Origin of the sequence: Kocuria oxytropis (genome assembly GCF_040981195.1) — a bacterium.
GTDB classification, from domain to species: Bacteria; Actinomycetota; Actinomycetes; order Actinomycetales; family Micrococcaceae; genus Kocuria; species Kocuria oxytropis.
In genome coordinates, this window is the sequence record NZ_JAVFXA010000015.1 from 40191 (window position 1) to 65224 (window position 25034).

Sequence of the window (25034 nt, forward strand, 5' to 3'; positions counted from 1 at the left end):
GGTTCGGCCGGCGGGGCGGTCAGCGGTAGGAGATCGTGATGCCGCCGCGGTGGTAGGCGATCGACCCGCCCTGGAAGTGCTGGACGGTCGTGCCGCCGGCGCGCAGCTCCGGGGTCACGGGGTAGCCCAGCCGTCCCTGCTCGCCCCGCAGATCGGCGTGGGCCCGGCCGATCGCCCCGTGCACGGGCTGCGCGCCGGTCGCGGGGGACCACAGGATCCTGCCCCGGGCGAAGTCCTGCAGCGCCCCGCCGCCGGTCAGGCCACCGCGCTCGGCGTCCAGCGGGTACCCGAGCAGACCGGTCTCCCCGCCCAGGGACGCCCAGCGCCCGCCGATGGCCCCGCGCACGGGGACGGCGCCGGTGCCGGCGCTCCAGACCACCGTGCCTCCCTGGAAGAGCTGGTGCACGCCGCCGGCGCCGTTGCCCACCTCCACCGTGCGGGGGTAGCCCAGGAGTCCGTTGACGCCGCCGGCCCGGTTCCAGGCGCCCCGCACGGCGCCGTGCACCCACCGGGCGCCCGTGTCCGGGCTCCAGTAGACGGCGCCGCGCTCGAACTCCTGGTAGCAGCCGTCCCGGACCAGGCCGCACCGTTCGTGCGAGCGCGGCGCCCCGGTGGAGGAGCCGATCCGGGCGTGCAGGGCGCCGATGGCTCCCTGCACGGTGTAGCCCTCCTGGAGCGTGGCCCGGGCGACAGCGGCCCGCGGGTGCACGAGGCCGGCGCCGCAGCCGCCGGGGCAGGGCCCGGGCAGGGGGCGGGCCGTGGCGACCAGGACGTCCTTGACCTGGGCCGGGGTGAGGGACGGGTCGGTCTCGCGGACCAGGGCCACGATGCCGGCGACCGTGGGGCTGGCCATCGAGGTGCCGTACTTGTAGGAGTAGGAGCCGCTGCCCGGCCGGTTTCCGCCGGAGTTCGCGGTGGACAGGATCTGCCGGGCGGGGTCCCCGCCCGGGGCGGCCAGCGTGACCCGGCCCCAGTTGGAGTACGCGGCGCGGCCGCCGTGGGCGGTGGTGGCGGCCACCGTGATCACGCCCCGGCAGTTCGCCGGGGACTCCATCCTGGCGTCGCGGTCGTTGTTGCCGGCGGCCACCACCACGCTCGCCCCGCGGGCGAGGGCCCGGTCGATGCCGTCCTGCAGGACGGCCGGGCACGTCCCGGAGAGGAAGCCGAGGCTGAGGTTCACGACGGTCGCGGGACGGGGGTTCGCCGGGACGGTGCCGACGTCCTCGCCCGCGGCCCAGGCGATGGCCACGGCGATGTCAGAGACGTACCCGTCCCCGCAGGCACCGAGGGCGCGCACGGGCAGCAGCGCGGCGTCGTAGGCGACCCCGGCCACACCGGTCGCGTTGCCGCCCCGCGCCGCCGCGATGCCGGCCGTGTGCGTGCCGTGCCAGGAGGAGCTCCGGGCCGCGGAGCCGGACCAGCACTCGTCCGCACCCGCGTAGTCCCCCTCGTCCCGGGGGTCCGGGTCCCACCCGTCGCCGTCCCGGGCGTGGCCCGGCTGCACCGCGCCGGCGTGCAGGGAGACGAAGTCGTAGCCCGGCAGGACGTTGGCGTCCAGGTCGGGGTGGGACGTGATGCCGGTGTCCACGACCGCGATGGTCTGCCCCGCCCCGGTGGCCCGGTCCCACGCGGCGGGCAGCCCGAGGCCCGCCGGCGTCGGCTGCAGGTTCCACTGCGACGTCGCGTAGTACGGGTCGTCGGGGGTCGCCGCGATGCTCGCGAGACGGTCCGGCTCGGCGTACTCGACGGCGGGGTCCTCCTCGAGCGCGTCGGTCAGGGTCTCGAGCTGCCGCGGGTCCAGGAGGTCGCCGGCCGCCACGACCCTGGCCGAGTCCACCGTCTCGCTGATCTCGTCCAGCCGGGGCGCCGGCGCCCCGGGACCGCTCGCCGCCCCGCCCGGGGGTGCGAGCTGCTCCGCCGCCTCGGCGTAGACGCGCTCGCGGGTCCGCGGCGTGCTGCGCGCGTCCTCGCGGAACTTCACGACCACCCGGTCGGTCGCGCCGGTGCTCCTCGGCCCGTCGGTGCCGGCCCGGTCCGCGGCGGGCGCGTGCGCGGCGGGCACGGCGCGTTCCGCCGGGGGCCCGGCGGCCGCGGGGGCGGCGCCCCCGAGGAGGGCCAGGACCAGGGCTGCCGCCAGGGCGCGGCGGTGGAAGGACGTCATGGGTTCTCCAGCCGGTGGGGGGTGCCGCGCGCGGCGCGGACCTGCAGCGCACCGGCCGTGGGGAGGGGGAGCCGGAGCCGCTGGGCTCAGCGTACGGAGCGGTTGCTTTTGTTACCGAATGGGAAGATCCATGCTTTTCGCTGGGGTTTCGCGGTTCCCCGGGGGCGTCCCCGAGCCGCCCCGGGGAGACGACGACGGCGCCGCCCACCCCGGGAGGTGGACGGCGCCGGCGGGCGGTGCGTGCGGTCAGGGAGTGGCCGGATCCTGCCACCACTGGCTCGGAAGGACCTGGTACCAGCGGGCGCCGAGCGCGACGCTCCACATGATCCACCCGTTGGCGAACTCCTGGAAGCACGGGGTGCCGCCCAGGGCGCACAGCTCCCGGGAGCGGGGCTCGCCGGCGGTCACGCCGATCCTCCGGTGCAGCGAGCCGATGCCGCCCCGGGTGGTGAAGGGCTCTCCGCCCTGCGCCGCGACCAGCGCGGAGACGGGGTCCACGATCCCCGCGCCGCAGCCCGGCGCGCAGCCGCCGGGCGCCTGCCGGGCCGTGGAGGTCAGCGCGTTCCGCAGCTCCGCCACGCCCAGACCCGGCGAGGTCTCGCGCAGCAGGGCCACCGCGCCGGAGACCGCGGGCGCCGCCATCGACGTGCCGTTGTGCGTCGTGTACGCGGGCGCCCCGATGCCCTGGGTGCCGGCGTTGCCGGTCGAGAGGATCGGCCCGTAAGGGTCCCCGCCGGGGGCCGCGAGCGTGACGGAGCCGAAGTTGGAGTAGGGGGCCAGCGCCCCCGCCACGTCCGTCGCGGCGACCGAGATCACACCGGCGCAGTTGGCCGGAGCGGACCGGGCGGCGTCCACGGCCTGGTTGCCCGCGGCCGCGACCACGGGGATCCCCCGGGCCAGGGCCTCGCCGATCGCGGACTGCAGCACCGCCGGGCACTCCCCCGGGACCCCGAGGCTGAGGTTGATGACCGTGGCGGGGTGGGGATTGGCGGTGGCGCCGGCCACGGGCGCGCCGCTGGCCCACCGGATGCCCGCGGCCACGTCGCTGATGTACCCCTGGCTGCAGGCGCCCACGGCACGGACGGGGAGGATCCTGGCGTCGGGGGCCACCCCCGAGATGCCCTGCCCGTTGTTCGCGTCCGCGGCGGCGACGCCGGCCGTGTGCGTGCCGTGCCAGGTGGCGCCCAGGGACTGGGAGGTGCCGGGGCACAGCGCGGCGTCGGGGTGGTCGCCCATGTCGGTGGGGTCGGCGTCCCATCCGTCCCCGTCCCGGGCGTTCTGCGCCGTGGAGACGAAGTCGTAGCCGGGCAGGACGTTCGCGTCCAGGTCGGGGTGGGGGGTGATGCCGGTGTCCACGATGGCGATGGTCTGACCGGCGCCGGTGGCCCGGTCCCAGGCCAGGGGCATGGCCAGCCCGGCCGGGTCGTCCCACAGGCTCCACTGCATCGTCGCGTAGGAGGGGTCGTTCGGCACCGCGGCGGTGGTCGCCAGGAGGTCCGGCTCCGCGTACTCCACGGCGGGGTCCTGCTCCAGGGCCGTGGTCAGCTCCTCGAGCTCGGCTCCGGCCAGCATCCCGCCGGCCTGCACCACCTGCGCGCCGTCCGCGGTGGTCGCGGACTCCACGAGCCCGGCGCCCCCGGCCCGGTCGGCGGCCTGCGCGTACACGACGTCCCGGGAGCCCTCCGGGACCGCCCCGCCCCGGAACTTCACGACCAGGCGGTCGGTCGCCCGGGCCGGCGGCTCGCCGGGGACGGCCGGGGCCTGCGGCGGCGCCGGGACCACGGGCAGGCCCGCCCCGGGCGCCGCGACGGCGGAGCCCAGCGGCACGAGGGCGAGGGCGGTCGCGAGCGCGAGCGAGGCGGTGGTGCTGCGGGTGGTCGTCAAGGAGTCCTCCGGCCGTCGGGACGGGAGGCGGCACGCTCGGCACGGCCCACCCCCCGATGGACTGGAGCGGGAGTTCCCCTGCGGAGACGGAGCCCCCACTCCCGTGCTCTGCCCAGCGTAGGGAGCGTGTGCGTGTGTGACCGAATGCGTACCCTGATGGACGGCGAGGACGCCCGGGAGCGCTCAGCCGGCCCGGGCGACGCGCAGTGCCGCGGCGATCAGGGGGATCTGCAGCGGCAGCCGCGCGAGCGTCACGGCCCGCCGCATCCGGGAGCCCCGGCGGGCGCGCCAGGCCATGGTGACGTTGCCCGGCCACACGCCCACGAGGAGGGCCGCCGTGGCCCAGCCCCCGGTACGGCGGGTCCGGGGGTGGAGCAGCAGCGCCGCGGCACCGAGCTCGGCCACGCCGGAGCCCAGCGACCAGGTGCGGGCTCGTCCCGGCAGCGCGCGGGGGATCAGCCCGTCGAACAGCGCGGGCCGCAGGAGGTGGAGGGTGCCGGTCCCGCACAGGGCCGCGCCCAGGCGCAGGGCGGAGGACGTGGCGGGGCGGCGGGGGCCGCCGCGGGGAGCGGCGCCGGGCGGGAGCTGACGAGGGGTCACGGACCCAGGGTACGCACTCGCACCCTCCCCGGGGTGACGAACAGCACAGTCCGCCCTGGCATAAACGGCCCCCACTCTTTGTTGACGTGTACACCACAAGATGTTTGCCGCCGAAAGGACTTCTCATGACCCCCGACGCCCTGCAGGACCAGCTCACGCTCGACGCCCTCGCCGCCGACCTGCTCTTCCGCGAGGCCCGGACGGCGTCCGAGTTCCTCGACGAGGCCGTGTCCGACGAGCAGCTCCGGGCGGCCTTCGAGCTCGCCAAGATGGGCCCGACCGCCATGAACATCCAGCCGCTGCGCGTCACGTGGATCCGCTCCGCCGAGGCGCGCGAGCGCCTGCTGCCCCACATGGCCGAGGGCAACCGGGCCAAGACCGCCGCGGCGCCCGTCGTCGCGGTGCTCGGCTACGACGTCGACTGGCACGAGCACCTGCCCGTGGTCTTCCCGCCCGCCGCCGGCAACCAGGAGATGTTCGCCGGCAACGAGGAGCTGCGCGCCCAGATGGGCCGGGACAACGCCCACCTGCAGGCCGGGTACTTCGTGCTGGCCGTGCGCGCCGTGGGCCTCGCCGCAGGCCCCATGGGAGGCTTCGACCCCGCCGGTGTGGACGCCGAGTTCCACGCCGGGACCAGCCGCCGCGCACTGATGGTCGTGAACATCGGCACCCCGGCCGCCCCGCGCCACGACCGGCTGCCGCGGCTCGACTTCGACGCCGCGACCACCACCGTCTGAGACCGCCGACCGCGGCGACCCCCGCGATCTCTCCCCAGGCCCTCTCCGGGCCCCCGGGCGGACCCGCCGAGCGCGGGCCCGCCCGGAGATCTCCGCGCGTCCTCCGTGGCACCTGTCGGCCCCAGGACGGATACTGGTCGGGATGACGCCCGCACTCCTGTCCCTCGGCACGGCCCTCCCGCCGCACGTGCTCGAGCAGACCGACGCCCAGGCCCTCTACCAGGCCCAGCCCGGCACCGACCGGCTCAACTCCCGGCTGCTGCGCACGGTGTTCGGTGCCTCCGGGGTCCGGCGCCGGCACACCGTGCTGGCCGAGCTGGTCGAGGGCGGCGACCGCACCGGGTCCCCCTACATCGACCCGGACGGCCGGTTCCGCGAGCCGCTGACCGGTGCCCGGAACCGGACCTACGTGGAGCGGGCCCCGGCGCTGTTCGACGAGGCCGCCCGGGACGCCTTCGCGCGCTGCCCCGGCCTGGACCCCGCCTCCGTCACCGACGTGGTGACCGTCTCCTGCACCGGCTTCTTCGCCCCCGGCCCCGACTACCGCCTGGTCCGGGACCTCGGCCTCGACCCGGGGGTCCGCCGCGCGCACATCGGCTTCATGGGCTGCCACGGCGGCCTGATCGGACTGCGCCAGGCCGCCGCCATCGCCACGGCGGACCCGGAGGCCGTGGTCCTGCTGGTGGCCGTGGAGCTGTGCACCCTGCACCTTCGCCCGGCCCGGGACCCGGACGCCATCCGGGGGGCCGCCCTCTTCGCCGACGGCGCCGCGGCCGCCCTGGTCAGCGCGAGGACGGTCGAGGGCGTCACCCCCCTGCTCGAGCTGAACCGCTTCCGCACCCTCGTGATCCCCGACGGCGAGGCGGCCATGGCCTGGACCATCGGGGACGCCGGGTTCGAGATGATCCTCGGCGCCGCCGTGCCCCAGGTCCTCGAGGACAACATCCACACGGCCCTGACGGCGCTGCTCGACGGTCCGGAGGGCTCCGTGGACCGGGACAGCATCACGGACTGGGCCCTGCACCCCGGCGGCCGGGGCATCCTCGACAAGCTCGAGCTCACCCTGGGGCTGCCCCCCGAGGCGCTGCGGGAGTCCCGGGACGTGCTCGCCACCCGGGGCAACATGAGCAGCGTGACCGTCCTGCACGTCCTGCGCCAGGTCATCGACGAGGCCCCCGCGGACGAGAGGCGCACCGTCTGCGCCCTGGCGTTCGGACCGGGCCTGACCGTAGAGTCGGCGCTGTTCACGATCCCCGTCCGGGCCGCGGCACCGGCCGCGGAGCTCGATCCCGCCGGGGCCGTCCCGATCCGCTAGGAGGTCCCCGTGGACCACGACGTCGTCGTCGTCGGCGCCGGAATCGCCGGCCTGCAGTGTGCCCACCTGCTCGAGCGGCACGGGCTGGACGTGCTGGTCCTGGAGGCCTCCGACGGCGTCGGGGGCAGGATCCGCACCGACGTGGTCGACGGCTTCCGGTGCGACCGCGGGTTCCAGGTGCTCAACCCCGCCTACACCGAGCTGCGGCGCGGCGTGGACGTCGCGGCGCTGGGCCTCCAGAAGTTCGACGCCGCGGCCGGGGTCCGCCGCGGCGGCGGGATCGACGTCCTGGCCGATCCGCGGCGCCTGCCGTCCCGGCTGGCGGGCACGCTGCGCAGCCCGCTCGTGGAGCTGCGCCGGCTGCCCGCACTGGCCGCCTGGCTCGCCCCCGGGCTCGACCCCCGCGCGCGGCGCGAGGAGGCACAGGACCGCCCGTGGCACGACGCGCTCGACGCCGCCGGGGTGCGGGGGCCGCTGCGGGAGCTGGTGCTCGAGCCGTTCCTGGCCGGCGTGATCCTCGAGGACGAGGGCCGCACCTCGGCCGCCTTCGTGCGCGAGCTCGTCGGCTGGTTCCTGCTCGGCACGCCGGGGCTGCCCGCCGGGGGCATGGGCGCGCTGCCCGAGTGGATCCACGACGGGCTGCGCTCCCCCGCCGTGCTGGGCGCCCGCGTGGACTCGGTGGAGCGCACCGCCCACGGATGGGCCGTGGGCGCCGGCGACACCGTCCGGCGGGCGCACTCCGTGGTCGTGGCCGCCGAGGGCCCCGCGGCCGCCCGGCTCCTGGACCTGCCGCAGACGCCCATGAAGGGCGAGGCGACGTGGTGGTTCGCGGCGGAGTCGCCGCCCTCGGAGCTCGGCTGCCTGGTGCTGCCGGGCGAGTCCGAGGGCCCGCTGATCGACACGGCCGTGGTCAGCAACGCCGCCCCCAGCTACGCCCCCGGTTCCCGGGCCCTGATCCAGGCGACCGCCCTGCTGCCGCGGGGCGCCGCGCTGCCCGCCGAGGCCGACGTCCGGCGGCAGCTGAGCACCATCTGGTCCACGGACGCCGCCGCCTGGGACCTGCTGACCGTGCACGAGGTGCGCGGGGCGCTGCCGGAGCAGCCGCCCGGCACCGTGGCCGACCGGCCCGCGGCCCTCGGGGACGGCCTCTACGTGGCCGGCGACCACCGCACCACCGGCTCGACCCAGGGCGCTCTGCGCTCCGGGCGCCGGGCCGCGGAGGCCCTGCTCGCCTGAGAGGTCCGCCGGGAGCACGGCACGCGTCGTCCGGCGGCTCGACGGATCGGTCGTCAGGGTGGTCCCCACCAGGAGCTCGTCGGAGAAGGGGTCGAGGTCGGACGGAGCCGGCGTGTCTGCGCTCAGGGGGCACCTCGGGGGTCCGCCCGGGACGCGCCGGGACGGGACCGCCCCCGCTCCGGCCGGTGGGCGCTGCGGGCGGCGGCGGGCGTGCGCCCCCGCACTCAGTCGTCGTAGCTGTCGGCGAGCTGCCGGCGCTGGTGCTCCCGCCGGCTGTAGGTGGCCTCGCGGATGGCCTCGTCGCTGTCGAAGTTCGAGCCCAGGGCACCGGCCAGGGTGCCCAGGGACGCGGCCAGCCAGGACAGGCCCAGGTAGTCGAGCAGGCTCACCGGGTGGCCCAGCTGGGACTCGAGGTAGCCCGCCTCGATCACGGCCAGGCCCACGAGGAAGAGCATCGCCCACAGGAGCAGGTACATCAGGGTCACGCTCAGCCACACGGTGATCACGGTGGAGGCGTTGTCCGACCTGGCCCGCCAGGGCTCGTCCTCCTCCGGGGCCCGGTCCCACAGGCCGTTGTGGACGATCAGCCACGCGCTGAGCGCCCCGGTGACCACCACGCTGACCCCGGCCAGCCGGTGCGGGGACAGGGCATCGGACATGCCCCAGATGGACGCGTAGAAGATGCCGAAGGCGCCGGTGGCCGCGGCGGCGGCCACGCAGCTCGCCAGGGCCGGCAGCAGGCGGCCCGGGCGGTTGCTCAGCACCATGCCGATCAGCAGCCGCCACCGGTTCACCCGCCCGGGCAGCACGAGGTAGGAGACGTCCGCCGCCGGGGACTCGCGCCGGACCGCCGCCCGGCCCAGGGCACGGTGCACGGCGTCGGCGGCCGGCTGCTCCGCAGCGCCGTCCCGCAGCGCCCCGACCAGCGTGACGAGCAGCCGACAGGCCTTGTGCGAGAAGTGGTCGGCGCCCAGGGCGGGCAGCGAGACCAGGGCCGCGGCGGCCGCCCCACCGACCTCGCACAGCAGCGGGTCCCCCTGATGGGCGCGCGGCAGGTCGGTCAGGTACACCACGTAGTCCCAGCCGTGCTCGGCGCGCAGGTCGCCGGCCTTCTCCAGCAGCGGGATGTCCCCGTCGGCGGTCAGCGGGAGCGTCTCGCGGCTGACCTCCACCACCCAGGACGCCGCCGGACCGGTGTGCTCCGCGAGCGCGCGCGGCAGCTCCTCGGCCACCCGCCGGGCGACCTTCTCCGGCAGGCCCGGATCGGCCAGCACTCCCAGTGTCAGCGTCCGCACGGACCTCTCCTCCGCTCTCCTGGCCCACGGGCGCCCCGTCGGCTCGTCCCGGACCGGGCCCGGAAACCCCGCGTCCCCGGCGGCGGCCGGCCCGTCCGTCGTGGCCCGAGCATAGTCGCCGGGATCCCCAGGGCCGGAGCGGCGCCTCCTCCGGCCCGGCGGCGCCACGGTGGCACGGCGGCCGGCCCCACCGGCGGTGGGGCGATCCGCGGCGGCGGCCCCGCCGCGGTGCGCGGAGCGCTCAGATGTTGGAGCCGTCCGGGGGCAGGCCGGCCGGCGGCCGGGAGGAGCCGCTCTGCTCCGACCCCTGGGGGCAGGCCATGCCCAGGGTGTAGGCGGTCATCGACAGGGAGCCGTAGGAGTAGCCGGCGACGAGCACGGAGGTGTCCGTGGCCCCCGCGGCCCCGGCGAGGCCGGCGAGGTAGAGGGACGGGATGAAGTGGTCGGGGGTGGGCACGGCCAGGTCCCAGTCGCGGTGGGCGTCCAGGGCCGCCAGCTCCGTGGGCTCGGTGAGGATGCGCTCCTTGGCGTCCTCGTTGAAGCGCCTGGCCCAGTCGTAGCCGTCGTCGGTGCGGGTCCAGTCCATCCCGCCCAGGTTGTGCACGATGTTCCCGCTGGTGATGATCAGCACGCCCTGTTCCCGCAGGGGCGCCAGGCGGGCGCCGAGGTCCAGGTGGTAGTCCAGGGGCTTGTCGGCGTTGATGCTCATCTGCAGCACCGGGATCGAGGCGTCGGGGAAGGCGTGGGTGAGCACGGACCAGGTGCCGTGGTCGATGCCCCAGCTGTCGACGTCGGCACCGATCCAGGTCGGGTGGACGGTGTCGCTGATCTCCTCGACCAGGCCCGGCAGCCCGGGCGCCGGGTACTGCACCTCGAACAGCTCCTGGGGGAAGCCGTAGAAGTCGTGGATCGTGCGCGGGGCCGGCATCGCGGTGACCGCGGTGGCGTTGATGTACCAGTGCGCGCTGACCACCAGGATCGCCCGGGGCCGCGGCACGGAGGCGCCGAACGCCTGCCAGGCGGAGGTGTAGCGGTTGACCTCCAGGGCGTTCATGGGGTTGCCGTGCCCGAAGAACGCCGCGGGCATCACGATGCCCGCGCCCGTGTCCCGACCGCTCATCATGCCTCCTCGGCGCCGGAGCCCGGAGGCCCCGGCCGCAGTGGTCCGCTGCGGCCATCCTGCCCTGCTCCCGCGCTCCCGCCAAGGGGGCCGGGCGCCCCGGGCGGCACGGACCCGGCCACCGGGCGGCCGCGCCGGACGGCGGAGCCCGGACGCGCACCGCCGCACCGGCACCCTCCGGCGCGGACCACCACCGGAGCGCACGCGCGGGCGCCAGGGTCAGCCCTGCCGGGCGGTGGTGGTGGAGCTGCGCACGACGACACGGGTCGGCAGCTTCCGGGCCAGGTCGGGCTCCTCACCCCGCAGCAGGGCCAGCAGGAGGTGCGCGGCCTGCACCCCCTGGTCCCGGACGGGCTGGCGGACGGTGGTGAGGTCGACCAGCTCCGCGAGCGGGTGGTCGTCGATCCCGACGACGGAGACGTCCTCGGGCACGCGCAGCCCGGCGCGGCGGAGGGTGCGCATCGCCCCCAGCGCCATCTCGTCGGAGTGGGCCAGCACGGCGGTGGGGATCGTGCGGCCGCTGAGCAGCCCCTCCATGGCCTCGGCGGCCTGGACTCCGCCCCAGGCGGTGGCCACGACCAGCTCCTCGTCGACCGGGACGCCGGCCTCCGCCATGGCCTCGTAGAACCCCCGGGTGCGCCCGCGCCGGACCGGCTGCTCGGCGCGGTCGGGGTCGACGGCGGTGATCACGGCGATCCGCCGGTGCCCCAGACGCAGCAGGTGCTCCGTGGCCTGGCGCACGGCGGCGGCGTCGTCGACGGAGACGAAGGGATAGGTCGCGTCCTGCCCGCCGGCGGCCACGATGGTGACGCCCATCAGCTCGAGACGGCGCCGCTCGTGCTCGGTGACCGGGACGGCCACCACCACGACCGCGTCGACCTTGCGGCGCGCGGGGAGGTGCTCGAAGAACGCGTGGCGGCTCCCGGGATCACCGACCTGGTAGAGCAGCACGTCGTGACCGGCCTCGCGCAGGACCTCCTCGAGCCCCCCGACCATCTCCCCGAAGTACCAGCGTTCGAGGTGGGGCACGACCAGGGCGACGCTGCGCCGGGCGCCGGTCGCCAGGCGCGAGGCCTCCGGGGAGGCGACGTACTCGAGACGACGGGCGACCTCGGCCACGCGCTCCCGCGTGCCGGCGGCCACGCCGTAGGCGCTGTTGAGGGCCCGTGACGCGGTGGCCAGCGAGACACCGGCCTCCCGGGCGACGTCGGCCAGGCCGACGGCCTTCGAGGAGTTCATGATCTCAGTGTAGAGCCATCGGAAACGCTTCCTCAATGACCACACAAAGCCCCGAGTGCATCGTCAGCGACGAGAAAGGAAATCTCGACCAACACCGGAACAAAGGGTTGACAGTCCAGAAATATGGCGCAGATCATGTTCGGAAGCGCTTCCGAAAACGGGGCGCCACCCCTTCCGGAGGAGGAAGTGCCATGACCGATCGACCGGTCGCCGAGAACTCTGTCCGCCTGACGCCTGCCAGGCTACGCGTACTGGGAGCCGGGGCGTGCGCCCTGCTCGCCCTCGCCGGCTGCGCACCGCCCGGTGCCGGCTCGGCCCCGGCCGCGTCCGGGGCCGCTCCCACGGACGTCTCCACCGACCTGGGGGACGAGCCCGTCGAGCTGACCCTCTACGACGGTGCCGGGCTCAAGGCCAAGGACGAGGCCCTGATCGAGGCGTTCGAGGAGAAGCACCCGAACGTGACCATCACCGGTCGCTACGACCCCGACGACGTGCAGGCGCAGAACGCCCCGCGCGTGCTGGCCTCGGCCGACCCGCCGGACATCGCCCGGGTGATCGCCCTGTCGGACGTGGTCGGCGACGGGCTGCTGACCAAGCTTGATGCCTACGCCGACGCGTACGACTGGGACGAGCTGCCGGAGGGTCAGCTGGCCCAGTACCGGGTGAACGAGGACGGGGTGCGCGGCGAGGGCTCCCAGTACACCGTGGCCGACGGCTTCACCGTGACCGGCTTCTACTACAACAAGGAGCTCGCCGAGCAGCTGGGCATGACCACCCCGCCGCGGACCATGGAGGAGCTGGAGGAGCTGCTGGCCCGGGCCGAGGAGGCCGGGACGGTGCCGATCATGGCCGGGAACCAGACCGGGCAGGTCGTCTTCACCACCCAGATGATGCTCAACAACGCCCTGGGGGCCGAGTCGGTCAACGAGTGGGTCTTCCACGCCCCCGAGGCCACGATCGACACCCCCGAGGCCGCCGAGGCCGTGGCCACGGTCCAGGACTGGGCCGAGGCCGGGTACTTCCCCGAGGACACCAACGGCACCGACGGCACCGCGGCGCTGGGTCGCTTCGCCAACGGCGAGGCTCTGCTCTACTTCTCCGGCAACTGGGATGCGGCCGCTCTGGACGAGCAGATGGGCGAGAACGTCGGGTTCTTCCTGCCGCCGGCCCGGGAAGGAATCGAGCAGGCCACCATGTCGGACCCGGCCTCGAACTTCGCCGTCCCGGCCGGTGCTGACGAGAAGGACGCCGCTGCGGCATTCCTGAACTTCCTGCGATCGGAGGAGGCCCGTCAGGTCGTCGCCGACGCCGGCTTCGCCCCCTCCGGTGAGGGCGAGATCCCGAGCACAGAGGAGGGCTCGGTCAACACCCAGATCCAGGAGGCCTTCGCGCGGCTGGTGGAGGATGACGGGCAGGTGCAGTTCGTGCAGAACGCCACCAACGGGCTGACCACCACCTGGAACTCCGAGGTCCAGCGCCTGGTCGAGGGGGCCACGACCCCGGAGGACCTGCTGGCCGCCGTCCAGCGCCAGTATGAGAGCGAGCTGGACCGATGAGCTCCCTGGACGGCTCCGCCGGCCCCCTGCAGGGCCTCGTCCGGCCGGCTCCCACCGCGGCGGAGCGCGCCGGTCACGGGGAGGACACCGGACGGGAGGAGCGCGCCGGACGGGGCCCGCACCCGCGGCGGCGGAGGAACTGGAGCGGCTGGCTGTTCGCCGCACCGGCAGCAGTCATGTACGCGCTCTTCGTGCTGCGCCCGCTGACCGCCTCGATCCAGTACTCCTTCTACGACTGGGACGGCATCACCGTGGCCACCTTCGTGGGCCTGGAGAACTACGTGCGGGTCTTCACCGACCCGCAGCTGCTGTCCTCCATCGGGCACGCCTTCTTCCTGATCGTCTTCTTCACCGTCATTCCCGTCACGGTGGCGCTGCTGGTGGCCGGGCTGATCCGGGAGCTGCGCAGCAAAGGCCTGGGCAGGCTGGCCCAGACCCTGCTGTTCATCCCCTACGTCATCCCGGCCGCCGCCGCGGCGATCGCCTGGAGCTGGATGTATGCCACCACCGGGGCGGTGAACCAGCTGCTGTCGGCCGTGGGCCTCGAGTCCGTGACCCGCGCCTGGTTCGGCGACTTCACCTGGGCGCTGCCGGCGGTGGGCCTGATCGGGACCTGGATCAACCTCGGGTTCTGCACCATCCTGCTCATGTCCGGCATCGGCAAGATCGACACCTCCCTCTACGAGGCCGCCACCCTGGACGGCGCCGGGTTCTTCCAGACCTTCCGGGCGATCACCCTGCCCGGACTGCGCCAGGAGATCGGCGTGTGCGTGACCATCACCGTCATCGCCGCCCTGGCCAGCTTCGACATCGTCTTCATGGCCACCCAGGGCGGGCCCGGCTACTCCACGATGGTGCCGGGCGTGCAGGTGTACCAGCTGGGCTTCACCGAGTCCCGCATCGGACTGGCCTCCGCCCTGGCGCTCGTCCTCAGCGCCCTCGTGCTGGCCGTGATCCTGCCCCTCCAACGACTCTTCCGGGAGAAGTGATCATGCGAACCTCCACGAGCACCCAGATCCCCGGAGTGGCCCTGCTGCTGCTGGCGATGGTCTTCTCGGTCTTCCCGCTGCTGAGCATGCTCTCCACCGCCCTGCAGCCCCAAGGATCCGTGCCGTCGGGGCTGAGCTGGCCCGTCGACCCGCAGTGGCACAACTTCGTCGACGCCTGGCACGTCGCCGACATCACCACCCTGGCCGGCTCCAGCCTCCTGCTGGTGCTCGGCGTGGTGCCCCTCGGCGTGCTGCTGGCCACCATGGCCGGCTACGCCCTGGGCCGGCTGCGCGTCCCCGGCGGGTCGGTCCTCTTCGTGCTGCTGCTGCTGGGGCTGACCCTGCCCTTCGAGGTCACGATCGTCCCGCTGTACTACCAGATCCGGGAGATGGGTCTGCTCAACACGCGCCTGGGTCTGGTCCTGCCGCTGATCGGCCTGAACATGCCGTTCGCCGTGTTCTGGATGCGCGCCCACTTCCTCAACGCCCCGGCCGAGCTCTCCGAGGCCGCGTCCATGGACGGCGCCAACGCCTGGCAGTCCTTCCGCGCCGTCCACCTGCCCCTGGCCCTGCCCGCGATCGCGTCCCTGGCGCTGCTGATGTTCATCTCCACCTGGAACCAGTTCCTGCTGGCCATCGTGCTGATGGACGACCCGGAGAAACGCACCATGGCCGGTGCCCTGCAGAACTTCGTCGGCCAGTACTCCACCGACGTGGTCCTGCTCAACGCCGGGTCCCTGCTCATCATGGCCCCGATGATCCTGGTGTTCCTCTTCTTCCAGCGCCACATCGTCAAGGCCATGCTCGCCGGCTCGGTCAAGGGCTGACCGGCACACCGCGGACCGGCCGGCCGCACCGGCGCGGTGCCGCCGCGGACCGGCCCAGGCGCCCGGCGGGCGCACCCCACCCCTGCCTCCCACCCACGGACGGAGTCCTCGTGTCCCCTCTCCCCACCCGCTCCCCCGCCACCGACCCGGACTGGTGGCGCACCGCGGTGGTCTACCAGGTCTACCCCCGGTCCTTCGCCGACTCCGACGGCGACGGCACCGGGGACCTGGGCGGGCTGCTGTCCCGGCTGCCGTACCTGGCGGAGCTGGGCGTCGACGCGGTCTGGCTCAGCCCCTTCTACCCCTCCCCGCTGGCCGACGGCGGCTACGACATCAGCGACTACCGCGACGTCGACCCGCGCCTGGGCACCCTGGCCGACTTCGACCGGGTCGTGACCGCCGCCCACGGCCTGGGGATCAAGATCATCGTCGACATCGTCCCCAACCACACCTCCGAGCAGCACCCCTGGTTCCAGGAGGCCCTCGCCTGCCCGAAGGGCTCCCCGGCCCGGGACCGCTACATCTTCCGCGACGGCACCGGTCCCGGCGGGGTCGCCCCGCCGTCCGACTGGGTCTCCCACTTCGGCGGTCCGGCCTGGGAACGCGTGGAGGACGGCCAGTGGTACTGCCACCTGTTCGCCAAGGAGCAGCCCGACCTGAACTGGGACCACCCCGAGGTGCGCGCCTACTTCAAGGACACGCTGCGGTTCTGGGCCGACCGGGGCGTGGACGGGTTCCGCATCGACGTGGCCCACTCCCTGGCCAAGGACCTCTCTCATCCGCTGCGCGACCAGCCCCACCTGGACAGGATGCTGCCCCTGGACGGCACCGACCCGCTCTACGACCGGGAGGAGGTGCACACGATCTACGAGGAGTGGCGGGACGTGTTCAACGAGTACGACCCGCCACGGATGGCCGTGGCCGAGACCTGGTCCCCCGCCAACGAGCGGACCTACCTGTATGCCCGCCCCACGGAGCTCGGGCAGGTCTTCGACTTCTCCCTGCTGAAATCCGAATGGGGAGCCGACCGCTACCGGACGGTGATCAACCAGGCCATGACCGGCCACGCCGGCGCCGGTGGCGGCCTGACCTGGGTGCTGTCCTCCCACGACGTGCCCCGCCACGCCTCCCGCCTGGCCCTGCCGGAGGGCGCCGACCCGGACCAGTGGCTGAACACCGACGGGCACCACCCCGTCATCGACCCCCGAACAGGACTGGACCGGGCACGGGCGGCCACCTTGATGATGCTCGCCCTGCCCGGCTCTCCCTATCTCTACCAGGGCGAGGAGCTCGGGCTGCCCGAGGTCCCGGACATCCCCCACGACGCCCTGCAGGACCCCGTCTGGCACCGGACCGGGCACGCGCTCAAGGGACGCGACGGGGCGCGGGTCCCGCTGCCCTGGACCCGCACCGGGACCTCCTTCGGCTTCGGCGAGGACGGCGCCTGGCTCCCCCAGCCCGAGCACTTCGGGGCGCTCTCGGTCGAGGCCCAGGACGGGGTGGCCGGCTCGACCCTGGAGATGTACCGGTCAGCCCTGCGGATCCGCCGGACCCACCCCGGGCTGCGCGCCACCGGCTTCACCTGGGCGCAGGCCCCCGACGGGTGTCTGGCCTTCGACCGCGGCCCGGGCTTCCGCTGCCTGGTCAACCTCTCCGACGTCTGCGTCCCACTGCCCGCCGACGCCGAGGTGCCGCTCACCAGCACCCCGCTCACCGGCACCCAGCTGCCGCCCGACCACACCGCCTGGCTGTCGGTCCCCTGACCCGCCGGGCGTCCACGACCTCCGGCCCACCGCCCTCCGCCGCTGCGGAATCCGTGAAAGGAAGCACCCACCATGTCCTCTGTGCGCTACGCCGACGTCACCTGCCGGTACCCGGGGGTCGAGCGGCCCTCGGTCACCGGGCTGGACCTGGAGATCGCCGACGGGGAGTTCCTCGTCCTGGTCGGGCCCTCCGGGTGCGGGAAATCCACCACCCTGCGGATGCTCGCCGGCCTCGAGGAGGTCACCGACGGCACCATCCACATCGGGGACCGCGACGTCACCGACGTGCCCTCCCGCGACCGGGACATCGCGATGGTCTTCCAGAACTACGCCCTCTACCCGCACATGAGCGTGGCCGAGAACATGGGCTTCGCCCTGAAGATCGCCAAGATCCCCGCCGAGGAACGCCGGGCCCGGGTCGAGGAGGCGGCCACGATCCTGGATCTGACCGACTACCTCGACCGCAAGCCCAAGGCCCTCTCCGGAGGCCAGCGCCAGCGCGTGGCCATGGGAAGGGCCATCGTCCGCTCCCCGCAGGTGTTCCTGATGGACGAACCGCTGTCGAACCTCGACGCGAAGCTGCGGGTGCAGACCCGCACCCAGATCGCCTCCCTCACCCGCCGGCTCGGGGTCACCACCGTCTACGTCACCCACGACCAGGTCGAGGCGATGACCATGGGCGACCGGGTGGCCGTGCTCAAGGACGGGCACCTCATGCAGGTCGACACCCCGCGGGCGCTCTACGACGCCCCGGCCACGGAGTTCGTGGCCGGGTTCATCGGCTCGCCGGCGATGAACCTGTTCCGGGTCCCGGTGGTGAACGGGGAGGCGACCTTCGGCACGCTGCGCCTGGAACTCACCGCCGCCCAGCGCTCGGCCCTGACCGGGGAGCGGGTCACGGTCGGGATCCGCCCCGAGGACCTGCACCGGGGCGCCGAGGGCACCGGGCTGCCGATCGTCGCCGACGTGGTCGAGGAGCTCGGCGCCGACGCCTTCGTCTACGGCCACCTCGCCCCGGTCACCGCCGCGACCACCATCGTGCAGGTCGACCCGACCGAGGACGCCGGTCACCCCGCGGAGGGCCCCGGCGCCCACGAGATCATCGTCCGCGTCGAGGGCCGCACCCCGCCCAAGGCCGGGACCACCATCTGGGTCACCCCGGACACCGAACGCCTCCACCTCTTCGACACCGCCACCGGCCACCGCCTGCCCGGCTGACCGGCCGGCGGAGACCGTCAGCGTCCCGGCCCGCAGCCGGCCGGGACGCACGGTCCCGGCACGTCGGCGGCCCTCCGTCTCACTCCCGCAGCATCTCGCCCACCCGCCGGACCCCCTCGGTGATGTCCTGCTCCGAGGCCGCGGAGTACGCCAGGCGCAGGCTCGTGGACGGGCGCCCGTCCGCGTAGCAGGCACCGCCCGGGACGAGGACCACGCCGTGCGCGACGGCCCGGGCCAGGAGGTCCCCGTGGTCGAGGCCCGGGTCGAGGTCCAGCCACGTGAAGAACCCGCCGGCCGGGCGCGTCCAGCGCACCCCCTCCGGCATGAACTGCTCGAGGGCCGCCATCATGGCGGCGCAGCGGGAGCGGTAGAGCTCCACCGCCCGGTCCAGGGCGGGCCGCCAGTGCTCGCCGGCGACGTACTCGGCGGCGAGTTCCTGGCTGAGCACGGACGGGTGGATGGTCACGGCCTCGGCCGCGATCTGCAGCCGGGCCCGCACCGCCGGTACCGCGGCGATCCACCCCACCCGCAGCCCCGGCGAGAAGATCTTGGAGAAGCTGCCGAGGTGGATCACGGTGTCGGGATCCAGCGAGTACAGGGACGGGAGCCGGTGGGCGCGGTCGAAGCCGAGCAGCGCGTACGGGTCGTCCTCGAGGACGAGCACGCCGCGCTCGGCGCAGACCTGCACGAGCCGGCGGCGCCGCTCCTCGGTGGTCGTGACCCCGGTGGGGTTGGAGAAGTTCGGGACGGTGTAGACGAGCTTCACCCGCCGGCCGGCGGCCCGCAGCCGGTCGATCCGCTCGGCGACCGCCTCGGGGTCCAGCCCGTCGTCGTCGACGTCCACGTGCGCGACCTCGACCTCGTAGCTGCCGAAGACGCCGAGGGCCCCCACGTAGGTGGGGCCCTCGGCCACGACCACGTCGCCGGGATCGCAGAACAGCTTGGTCACGAGGTCGAGACCGGCCTGGGACCCGGCGGTGATCTGGATCGAGTCGGGCGTGGTCTCCGCGCCCTGCAGGCGCATGAGCTCCACGACCAGTTCGGGCAGGCGCGCGATCCCGGCGCCGGAGCCGTACTGCAGCACCTCGGGCCCGCGCTCGGTGAGGATCCGCGCCGCCGTGGCAGCCACGAGCTCGTGCGGGAGCACGCTCATGTCCGGGTTGCCGCCGGCCAGGGAGATGATCCCGGGGCGCATCGCGATCTCGAACACGGCGCGCACCGGGGAGGGCCGGAACTCCTCGGAGCGGTGGGCGAACAGCGAGGTGTGGTCCGGCCGCGGGGTCACGGCCGCGCCCCCGGTCACCGTCGCTCCCCCGGCCGGTCCGGCGTCGCTCCCGGCTCCCGGTCCTGCGCCGGGGACGGGGACGGGTCGGTGTCCCCGTAGACGTGCCCGGCCAGCCCGTACGCGGGCCCGTCCGGTGCCGCGCCGGGGCCCAGGGCGAGGAGGCTGATGAGCTCGTAGGCCACGTGCGCGGCGGCCACCCCGGTGATCTCGGCGTGGTCGTAGGCCGGGGCCACCTCCACGACGTCGCAGCCGACCACGTTCGTCCCGCGCAGCCCGCGCAGGATCTCGAGGACCTCCCGGCTGGTCATCCCGCCGGCCTCCGGGGTGCCGGTGCCGGGGGCGTGGGCCGGGTCCAGGACGTCGATGTCCAGGGACACGTAGAGCGGGCGGTCGCCGACACGCTCCCGCAGGTGCGCCACGACCGCGTCCACCCCCAGCCGCATGACGTCGGCGGAGGAGACGATGCCGAAGCCGAAGCGGGCGTCGTCGTCGAGGTCCTCGGTGCCGTAGAGGGGCCCGCGGGTGCCCACGTGGCACACGGCGTCGGTGTCGAGCAGGCCCTCCTCGTACGCGCGGCGGAACGGGGTGCCGTGGGTGTACTCGGCGCCGAAGTAGGTGTCCCAGGTGTCCAGGTGGGCGTCGAAGTGCAGCAGCGCCACCGCGCCGTGGCGGGAGTGGGCCGCGCGCAGCAGGGGCAGGGCGATGGTGTGGTCGCCGCCGATGGCCACGAGCCGGGTGCGCTCGCCCATGAGCTCCTTGGCCTGCGCCTCGATGGCGTCGATCGCCTCGGCGATGTCGAACGGGTTGGCCACGATGTCCCCGGCGTCGGCGACCTGCCGGCCGGCGAACGGGGAGACGTTCTGCGCGGGGTTGTACGGGCGCAGCAGGCGGGAGGACTCCCGGACGTGGTTGGCGCCGAAGCGGGCGCCGGGCCGGTAGGAGACTCCGGCGTCGAACGGCACGCCCACCACGGCGATGTCCGTGTGCTCCACCTCGTCGGTGCGCGGCAGGCGGGCGAAGGTGCCCAGCCCGGCCCAGCGCGGGGTGAGGGCTGCGTTGACGGGGCCGACGACGCGGGTGCCGTCGTCGCCGGTGGTGGTGATGCGCTCGGGGTTCATGGTGTGCGGTCCTCTCGACGGGGGATGGTGGTGAGGGGGTCGGGCGGGGAGCTCAGGAGGCGAGGATCCACAGCAGCACGGCGTCCTCGGCGCCCGGGTTCTCCCAGGTGTGCGGCTCGGAACCGGGGAACGTCACGGTGTCCCCGGCCTCCAGGTCGTAGGTGCGGTCCGGGACGTGGAGCCGGAACCGGCCGCTGATCAGGTGCAGCACCTCGGTCTCGCAGTCCATGCTGTACATCGCGTCCTCGCCGCGGCCGCCGGCGGCCACGCGGGCGCGGATGACCTGGACCTTGCGCTGGGCCGTGGGCGTGACGAGCTGCTCCTCGATCCCCCGTCCGCCGAGGTCCACGTGCGGGGCGTCCCCCAGCCGGACCAGCTCCACGTCGGTGGGTCCGGCGAAGAGCTCGCCCACGTCGATCCGCAGCACCTGGCACATCCGCACCAGGGAGTCCACGGACGGGGAGGTCATGTCCCGCTCGACCCGGCTGACGAAGCCCTTGGTGAGACCCGCCGCGGAGGCGAGCTGATCGATGGTCATGTGGCTGCGCCGCCGGTGGTTGCGCAGCCGCGACCCCACGGCGGCGGAGTGACCGGAGCTCTCGATGGGCAGTGCTTTCACGACGACGCCTCCTCCTCCCGGACGGTTCTACCCACCCGTCACGACCCGGACCCGTTCCCAAAACATGATCTGCATCATACTATGTGGGACAACTTTTGTTTCTTGTCGAGCAACTCTTCGGCGAGAACTCCCCCGACCGACCCCGTGGGCGCAGGCCCCGAGGAAGCAGTGACCTCCATGAACGTGCTGATCATCGTGCTCTACCTGGCCGCCATGGTGGCGGTCGGGCTCTGGGCCAGCCGCCGGGCGCACAACGCCGAGGACTACCGGGTGGCCGGGCGCCGCCTGGGTCCCGGCTTCTACACCGGGACGATGGCCGCCGTGGTCCTCGGCGGCGCCTCCACCGTGGGCGGGGTGGGCCTCGGCTACACCTACGGCATCTCCGGGATGTGGTTGGTCGTGGCGATCGCCACGGGCCTGGCCGCGCTGAGCCTGTTCTTCGCGGGCCGGATCCAGTCCCTCAAGGTCTTCACCGTCTCCCAGATGCTGCAGCTGCGCTACGGCGAGCGCGGCGGGGCCAAGGCGTCCTCCTTCGTGATGCTGGCCTACACCGTGATGCTCTCGGTGACGTCCACGTCCGCGTACGCCGCGATCTTCTCCGTCCTGTTCCCGGTGGATCGGGCCTGGGCGATCCTGCTCGGCGGCGTGGTGGTCGTGGCCTACTCCGTGCTCGGCGGGATGTGGTCGATCACCCTCACGGACATGATGCAGTTCGTGTTCATGACGATCGGGCTGTTCCTGATCCTCCTGCCGTTCTCCCTCTCCGCCGCCGGCGGCTGGAGCGGGCTCGAGGACCGCCTGGACGCCACGTTCTTCACCTGGGACGGCATGGGCACGCAGGCGATCGTCACCCAGTTCGTCGTCTACGGCTTCGGCATGCTGATCGGCCAGGACATCTGGCAGCGCGTCTTCACCGCCCGCTCACCCCGGGTGGCTCGCTGGGGCGGGCTCGCCTCCGCCGGCTACGTGGGGCTCTACGGCGTGGCCGGGGCCGTGATCGGGATGACCGCCGCGGTGGTGGCCCCGGAGCTGGCCTCCCCGGACGACGCGTTCGCCACGATGGCGCAGCAGTACGTCCCGGCCGGCCTCGGCGGGGTCGTGCTCGCCGCCGGTGTCGCCGCCATGATGTCCACGGCCTCGGGCGCCCTCATCGCGGCCGCCACGGTGGCCCGGGTGGACGTGGTCCCGACCCTGACGTCCCTGTTCGCGCGGGACGCGGACCCCGCCCCGGAGGGCACCGCCGAGGCGCTGCGCGGGGACCGGGTCTACGTGCTCGTCTTCGGCGTGGTGATCACCGTGATCTCGATCTTCGTCGCGGACACCGTCACCGCCCTGACCATCGCCTACGACATCCTGGTGGGCGGGCTGCTCGTCGCGATCCTCGGCGGACTCGTGTGGCGGCGCGGCACCAGCCTCGGCGCGGCCCTGTCCATGCTCGTGGGCTCCGTGGTGACCGTGGCGTCCATGGTGGCCTTCGGCGTGCTGGCCAACGCCCCCATCTACCTGGGGCTGCTGAGCTCGGCGCTGGTCTACGTGGTGGTGTCGCTGCTGTCCCGCCCCACGCACGCCGGCGTGCTGCGGCGGTGGGACGAGCGTCTCGCGGGCTCGCACCCGGCCGGCACCGACCGCTCGGAGGCCCGCTCGTGAGCGCCTGGTCCCGACTCTCGGACCATCTGGACGAGAACTCCGAGGGCTACGGCCCGCTGCGCGGCACGCTGGGGGCCGGCCGGATCGGGATGATCTGGCTCGCGGCGAACCTCGTGGTGACCACCCTGCTGACGGGGACGCTGTTCGTGCCGGGGGTGTCCTGGCCCACAGCCCTGGGCATGATCGTCCTGGGCACGCTGATCGGCGGGACGGTGCTGGTGCTCGTAGGGAACATGGGCACGCGCACCGGGCTCCCTACCATGTCCCTGACCAAGGGCTCCTTCGGGCTGCGCGGCTCCTTCCTGCCGGTGGCCGCGAACGTGGTCATCCTCATGGGCTGGAGCTGGGTGCAGGCCATGCTCGCCGGTGTCACCGTGAACTTCCTGGTGGAGCAGGCGACCGGCTACTCCAACCCGGTGCTGTTCTCCGTGCTCTGCCAGACGCTGGTCGTGACCCTGGCCGTCTTCGGCCACGAGGGCATCGCCCGGGTCGAGCCGTGGCTGGCGGTGATGATCCTGGGGATCATGGCCTGGGTCTTCACCGTGGCGTTCACCTCCTACCCGCCGGCCGACTTCGCCGCCCTGCCCGTGGACGCCGGGGCGGGCTGGTCCTCCATCACGGTCCTCGACGTCGTCATCGCCACAGCCATCTCCTGGACGGTGCTCTCCGCGGAGTTCAACCGCCTCGCCCGGACGCAGTCCGCCGGGATCGTCGGCTCGGGCACCGGGTACGTCCTGTCCACGGTCACCGCCATGAGCCTCGGGGCGACCGCGATCGCCTACGTGGTGCTCGACGGCGGGGAGGCGGTCGGATTCGACCCGACGGTGCTCGTCGCCGCCTTCGGCGCGCCCCTGGCGGTGGTGATCTTCCTGTCGGTCATGGCCACCAACACCATGGTCGTCTACGGCATGGTCTCCTCGGTGGTGAACCTCGCGCCCTCGCGCCGGGTGCGGTTCCTGCCCACGGCGCTGGTGCTGGGAGCCGTGTCGATCCTCGGGTCCACCTGGCTGGGCCTGCTGGACCAGTTCACCGGCTTCCTGGTCCTGATCGGCTCGCTGTTCATCCCCGTCTTCGCGATCATGCTGGTGGACTACTACGTGGTCAAGCGCGGCGCCTACGCGGCAGACATCCTGAGCGGACGCGGTGGCCGGTACTGGTACCGGGGCGGGGTCAATCCCGCCGCCGTGGTGGTCTGGGTCGTCGGCGCGGCCACGTCCCTCGTGCTCACCTCCGTGCTGCCGAGCCCGGTGGGCGCCACGATCCCCACGTTCGTCGTCTCCGCGCTGCTCTACCTGGTCTGGTCCGTGGCGGCCGGCAGCATCGTGGCGGGCCGCCCGGCGCAGCACCACCTCTCCGCCGCGGCGGAGGAGGTCACCGTGCCGGACACGAGCGGCGGGGCCGCCACGGCGGGCGGGACCGGCCGGCCGGAGGAGACCGCCGATGCTCCTCGTTGACCTGAGCCACCCCGTGGAGGCCGGCATGCAGGTCTTCCCCGGGGACCCGCCCGTGGACTCCCGGCTCGCGGCGTCCGTCCCGCGGGACGGCTTCCAGGTGGCCGAGCTGCACCTGGGCACCCACAGCGGGACGCACGTGGACGCCCCCCTGCACACCGTGGACGGGGGCTCGTCCGTGGACGAGCTCGACCTCTCCCGCCTCGTGGGCCCGGGCCGTGTCGTGCACGTGCCGGATCTCCGGGAGCACGACGTGATCCGCTGGGACGACGTCCGCGCCCAGCTGGAGGACGTCCCGGCCGGCACGATCGTGCTGTTCCGCACCGACTGGTCCCGGCACTTCGGCACGCCGCGCTACCTGGAGCACCCCGTGCTGGACGTGGAGATCGCCGAGCACCTGCTGTCCGCGGGCGTGCGGGTGCTCGGCGTGGACACGCTCAACCCCGACCGCACCCCGGACGCCTCCTCGACCGGCCCGCTCGAGCTGCCGGTGCACGCGGCGGTCCTGGGAGCGGGCGGGGCCATCATCGAGAACCTGACGAACCTGCACGCCGTCACCTGGCCGGACCCGCTGCTGAGCGCTCTGCCGCTGCGCCTGCGCGGTCTGGACGGCTCCCCCGTCCGGGCGGTGGCGATGCAGCTGTGAACCCTGCGCCGGGCGCCCCGACGCCGCCCACGCCGACGACATCCGATGCACGACGAGGAGACCCCGCCATGACCACTGATCCCCGCACCACCACTCCGTCCTCCTACCGGTCGGTCGACCCCGCCACCGGCCGGGTGCTGGCCGAGTTCCCGACCGCCACCGATGCGGAGGTCCAGGAGGCCCTCGCCGCCGCCGACGCCGCCTTCCGCGCCTGGCGGTCCCGGCCGATCGAGGAGCGGGCGGCCGTGGCCGCCCGCGTCGGCGCGCTGTTCGCCGAGCGCGCCGACGAACTCGCCGTCATCGCCACCCAGGAGATGGGCAAGCCGCT

At 74.0% G+C, this 25034-nt stretch carries 21 protein-coding genes; 12 read left to right on the forward strand and 9 right to left on the reverse strand.

Annotated features, from left to right (window positions below):
* Nucleotides 1-19: 19 nt before the first annotated feature.
* The 3 genes from QYM41_RS14525 to QYM41_RS14535 all read right to left on the reverse strand — a co-directional run bounded on the left by QYM41_RS14525 (nucleotide 20) and on the right by QYM41_RS14535 (nucleotide 4645).
* Nucleotides 20-2161: a S8 family serine peptidase gene (locus QYM41_RS14525; RefSeq protein WP_368800489.1), complete on the reverse strand. Its 2142-nt coding sequence runs from the start codon at nucleotides 2159-2161 to the stop codon at nucleotides 20-22.
* Between the two features lie 246 nt (nucleotides 2162-2407).
* A complete protein-coding gene (locus QYM41_RS14530; RefSeq protein WP_368800490.1) occupies nucleotides 2408-4045 on the reverse strand; it encodes a S8 family serine peptidase in 1638 nt (545 codons plus the stop codon).
* A 183-nt stretch (nucleotides 4046-4228) separates the two neighbouring features.
* A complete protein-coding gene (locus QYM41_RS14535) occupies nucleotides 4229-4645 on the reverse strand; it encodes a DoxX family protein (RefSeq protein ID WP_438612602.1) in 417 nt (138 codons plus the stop codon).
* A 125-nt stretch (nucleotides 4646-4770) separates the two neighbouring features.
* Here QYM41_RS14535 and QYM41_RS14540 point away from each other — a divergent pair, with 125 nt between their 5' ends.
* The 3 genes from QYM41_RS14540 (at nucleotide 4771) to QYM41_RS14550 (ending at nucleotide 7933) form a co-directional block, all read left to right on the forward strand.
* Nucleotides 4771-5382, forward strand: coding sequence for a malonic semialdehyde reductase (locus tag QYM41_RS14540; RefSeq protein WP_368800491.1), 612 nt, complete (start codon nucleotides 4771-4773; stop codon nucleotides 5380-5382).
* A 142-nt stretch (nucleotides 5383-5524) separates the two neighbouring features.
* Entirely contained in the window at nucleotides 5525-6697 is a 1173-nt protein-coding gene (locus QYM41_RS14545) for a type III polyketide synthase (protein WP_368800492.1), read from the forward strand.
* 9 nt (nucleotides 6698-6706) lie between these two features.
* Complete coding sequence (locus tag QYM41_RS14550; protein WP_368800493.1) at nucleotides 6707-7933, forward strand: NAD(P)/FAD-dependent oxidoreductase; 1227 nt, start codon at nucleotides 6707-6709, stop codon at nucleotides 7931-7933.
* 224 nt (nucleotides 7934-8157) lie between these two features.
* Here the strand turns inward: QYM41_RS14550 and QYM41_RS14555 are convergent, their stop codons facing one another.
* The 3 genes from QYM41_RS14555 to QYM41_RS14565 all read right to left on the reverse strand — a co-directional run bounded on the left by QYM41_RS14555 (nucleotide 8158) and on the right by QYM41_RS14565 (nucleotide 11587).
* Entirely contained in the window at nucleotides 8158-9228 is a 1071-nt protein-coding gene (locus tag QYM41_RS14555) for a hypothetical protein (protein WP_368800494.1), read from the reverse strand.
* Nucleotides 9229-9469: 241 nt separating this feature from the next.
* On the reverse strand, nucleotides 9470-10348 hold the full coding sequence (ygiD, locus tag QYM41_RS14560; RefSeq protein WP_368800495.1) for a 4,5-DOPA-extradiol-dioxygenase: 879 nt from the start codon (nucleotides 10346-10348) through the stop codon (nucleotides 9470-9472).
* Nucleotides 10349-10567: 219 nt separating this feature from the next.
* A complete protein-coding gene (locus tag QYM41_RS14565) occupies nucleotides 10568-11587 on the reverse strand; it encodes a LacI family DNA-binding transcriptional regulator (RefSeq protein WP_368800496.1) in 1020 nt (339 codons plus the stop codon).
* A gap of 191 nt (nucleotides 11588-11778) precedes the next feature.
* Here QYM41_RS14565 and QYM41_RS14570 point away from each other — a divergent pair, with 191 nt between their 5' ends.
* The 5 genes from QYM41_RS14570 to QYM41_RS14590 all read left to right on the forward strand — a co-directional run bounded on the left by QYM41_RS14570 (nucleotide 11779) and on the right by QYM41_RS14590 (nucleotide 17940).
* The gene (locus tag QYM41_RS14570; protein WP_368800497.1) at nucleotides 11779-13143 is read left to right on the forward strand and encodes an ABC transporter substrate-binding protein; all 1365 of its coding nucleotides are present in this window, start codon (nucleotides 11779-11781) and stop codon (nucleotides 13141-13143) included.
* A complete protein-coding gene (locus tag QYM41_RS14575; RefSeq protein WP_368800498.1) occupies nucleotides 13140-14132 on the forward strand; it encodes a carbohydrate ABC transporter permease in 993 nt (330 codons plus the stop codon). The genes QYM41_RS14570 and QYM41_RS14575 overlap by 4 nt, the downstream gene beginning before the upstream one ends.
* A gap of 2 nt (nucleotides 14133-14134) precedes the next feature.
* Nucleotides 14135-14959: a carbohydrate ABC transporter permease gene (locus tag QYM41_RS14580; protein WP_368800499.1), complete on the forward strand. Its 825-nt coding sequence runs from the start codon at nucleotides 14135-14137 to the stop codon at nucleotides 14957-14959.
* A gap of 110 nt (nucleotides 14960-15069) precedes the next feature.
* Complete coding sequence (locus QYM41_RS14585) at nucleotides 15070-16722, forward strand: glycoside hydrolase family 13 protein (protein WP_368800500.1); 1653 nt, start codon at nucleotides 15070-15072, stop codon at nucleotides 16720-16722.
* Nucleotides 16723-16794: 72 nt separating this feature from the next.
* Nucleotides 16795-17940, forward strand: coding sequence for an ABC transporter ATP-binding protein (locus QYM41_RS14590; protein WP_368800501.1), 1146 nt, complete (start codon nucleotides 16795-16797; stop codon nucleotides 17938-17940).
* 79 nt (nucleotides 17941-18019) lie between these two features.
* On the opposite strand, the gene QYM41_RS14595 is transcribed toward QYM41_RS14590, so the two are convergent.
* The 3 genes from QYM41_RS14595 to QYM41_RS14605 are packed head-to-tail and all read right to left on the reverse strand — an operon-like array spanning nucleotide 18020 to nucleotide 20962.
* Complete coding sequence (locus QYM41_RS14595; protein WP_368800502.1) at nucleotides 18020-19243, reverse strand: aminotransferase-like domain-containing protein; 1224 nt, start codon at nucleotides 19241-19243, stop codon at nucleotides 18020-18022.
* Nucleotides 19240-20343: an agmatinase gene (speB, locus tag QYM41_RS14600; RefSeq protein WP_368800503.1), complete on the reverse strand. Its 1104-nt coding sequence runs from the start codon at nucleotides 20341-20343 to the stop codon at nucleotides 19240-19242. The genes QYM41_RS14595 and speB overlap by 4 nt, the downstream gene beginning before the upstream one ends.
* Nucleotides 20344-20395: 52 nt before the next feature.
* Nucleotides 20396-20962, reverse strand: coding sequence for a helix-turn-helix domain-containing protein (locus QYM41_RS14605; RefSeq protein ID WP_368800504.1), 567 nt, complete (start codon nucleotides 20960-20962; stop codon nucleotides 20396-20398).
* A 177-nt stretch (nucleotides 20963-21139) separates the two neighbouring features.
* On the opposite strand from QYM41_RS14605, the gene QYM41_RS14610 reads away from it, so the two are divergent.
* From QYM41_RS14610 to QYM41_RS14625, 4 genes are all read left to right on the forward strand, one after another.
* A complete protein-coding gene (locus QYM41_RS14610) occupies nucleotides 21140-22609 on the forward strand; it encodes a sodium:solute symporter family protein (RefSeq protein WP_368800512.1) in 1470 nt (489 codons plus the stop codon).
* Nucleotides 22606-24063: a purine-cytosine permease family protein gene (locus tag QYM41_RS14615; RefSeq protein WP_368800505.1), complete on the forward strand. Its 1458-nt coding sequence runs from the start codon at nucleotides 22606-22608 to the stop codon at nucleotides 24061-24063. Before QYM41_RS14610 ends, QYM41_RS14615 begins: the two co-directional genes overlap by 4 nt.
* Nucleotides 24050-24706 carry a cyclase family protein gene (locus QYM41_RS14620; RefSeq protein ID WP_368800506.1) on the forward strand — a complete coding sequence of 219 codons (657 nt, stop codon included), beginning with the start codon at nucleotides 24050-24052 and terminating at the stop codon, nucleotides 24704-24706. Before QYM41_RS14615 ends, QYM41_RS14620 begins: the two co-directional genes overlap by 14 nt.
* A gap of 68 nt (nucleotides 24707-24774) precedes the next feature.
* The coding region (locus QYM41_RS14625; RefSeq protein ID WP_368800507.1) for an aldehyde dehydrogenase family protein at nucleotides 24775-25034 on the forward strand (260 nt) is incomplete at its 3' end.